This window comes from Mycobacterium sp. TH-M82, from assembly GCF_057473605.1.
This window is the reverse complement of record NZ_JBYCKY010000856.1, coordinates 1-1,503: the sequence shown is the minus strand read 5'-3', so window position 1 is coordinate 1,503 and position 1,503 is coordinate 1. Positions and strand designations below refer to the sequence as shown.

Sequence of the window (1,503 nt, the reverse complement as noted above, 5' to 3'; positions counted from 1 at the left end):
GCGATCAGGCTGACGGTGATCTCGGCGTCGCGTGGGCCCGTGACCAGGCTGCCCACCAGCGCCTCTGGGTATGACGATGCCGCATCGATCATGGCCGGAACCGAGAAGTCACGGTTGCCGGCGATCCTTTGCCGAGCATCGTCGGGGATGTCGGGGCGGGCCAGCAGGCCCCGGCACAGTGTGAATGCCTCGGCGTGCTTGCCGATAAAGAATGCGCAGATCGCCTGCTCATCGGTGGCACGCCAAGCGTAGGCGTCTGCGTGGACAAAGAGGTCCTTCTCGGGAAACGGGATGGTGGCGGCACGCTCGGCAAACAGGTAACCCAACTGGTAGCTCCCATCTTCGCGGTATCGACGGGCGATGGCATACAACGGCTCGGCGCGGGTAGGTCGAAACTCCCAAGCCCGCAGGTAGGCGTCTTGAACATCCGGCCACGGCTCACCGAGTTGCACCATCGCCTCCGCGATCCGGCACATCGCGACGTAGACCTCCTGGTCCCAGCCGCCCATCTCGACCCGACGCGCATACCACTTGCGCGCGTTGACGAAATCACCCAGATCGCGATAGCTCTGGGCCAGGTAGAACACCGACCGTGCATCCTCGGGCTTGCGTTCGACCTCGGCCAGCAACAGGTCCCGGTCGCGCGCATATTTCTGCGGATCCAGGCTGCGGGCACCGAGGCGACGAGATTCGATGTGATACTGGCCCTCAAGGTTCGCTGAGACGTGCGGGTCATCACAAGCGGGCCATTCGTGGACGACACCCTGGTAACGCCAGCGCAACCCGTCGCGGAACACCTGCGGGCGCCAGTAGACAAAACTACTTTGCCCGAAGCGCAGGCTGTAGGCGTCGGCGCTGAGTTGGGTGAAGTCGGGTGTGCCCACGAGTATGTCGTCGGCGTCGATGACCCAGATGTAGTCGCTGTGGCCCCGGGCGAGGGTCAGCGCCTCGGTGCGGTTATGGCCGAAGTTGCGCCACGGCCGCTCGTGGAGCTCACCGGGGATGCCAAGTCCGGCCATGTGGTCGCGGATCAGGTCCTGGGTCCCGTCATCGGAGCCGGTGTCGACGATCACCCACGAGCTGATGTAGGGCGCGACCGAGTCGAGCGTCTCCCGGATGATGTGCGCCTCGTTTCGCACGATCATGTTCAGGCAGATCGCCGGGAGTGCGGTCTCCGGGTCGGACACGACCAGATCGTATCGGAGCAGTGGGGTCAGACTGCGCCGATGCAAAGTACTTCGTCGAGGCTGGCGGTGTGTAGTTCGGCGGTGGTCGCCCGCCGCGCGAGTTCGGCGAGCGGATTCGGGTCGGTGCCATCGATGCCGCCGGTGCGGTCCAGGCGTGCGGTGTCGAACATCGCCGGGCCGGCGGCCACCGCATCGGTCAGGACGTAGCGGCCGGCGTCGGGTGTGTGGCGCACCGCCTGTTCGGCCGCGCAGGCGCCGGTCAGCTTGGCGGCATCGGTGAAGTTGATGCCCACCTGAAACACCTGTGCTTCGGCGT

The 1,503-nt window shown here is 65.6% G+C and carries 1 protein-coding gene and 1 pseudogene; both read right to left on the bottom strand.

Features of this window, described 5'->3' with window-relative positions:
- On the bottom strand, window positions 1-1,187 hold a 1,187-nt coding region (locus tag AC2VON_RS24745), incomplete at its 3' end, for a glycosyltransferase (RefSeq protein WP_486955204.1).
- Between the two features lie 26 nt (window positions 1,188-1,213).
- A pseudogene (locus AC2VON_RS24740) lies at window positions 1,214-1,503 on the bottom strand (glycosyltransferase); the annotation flags it as partial.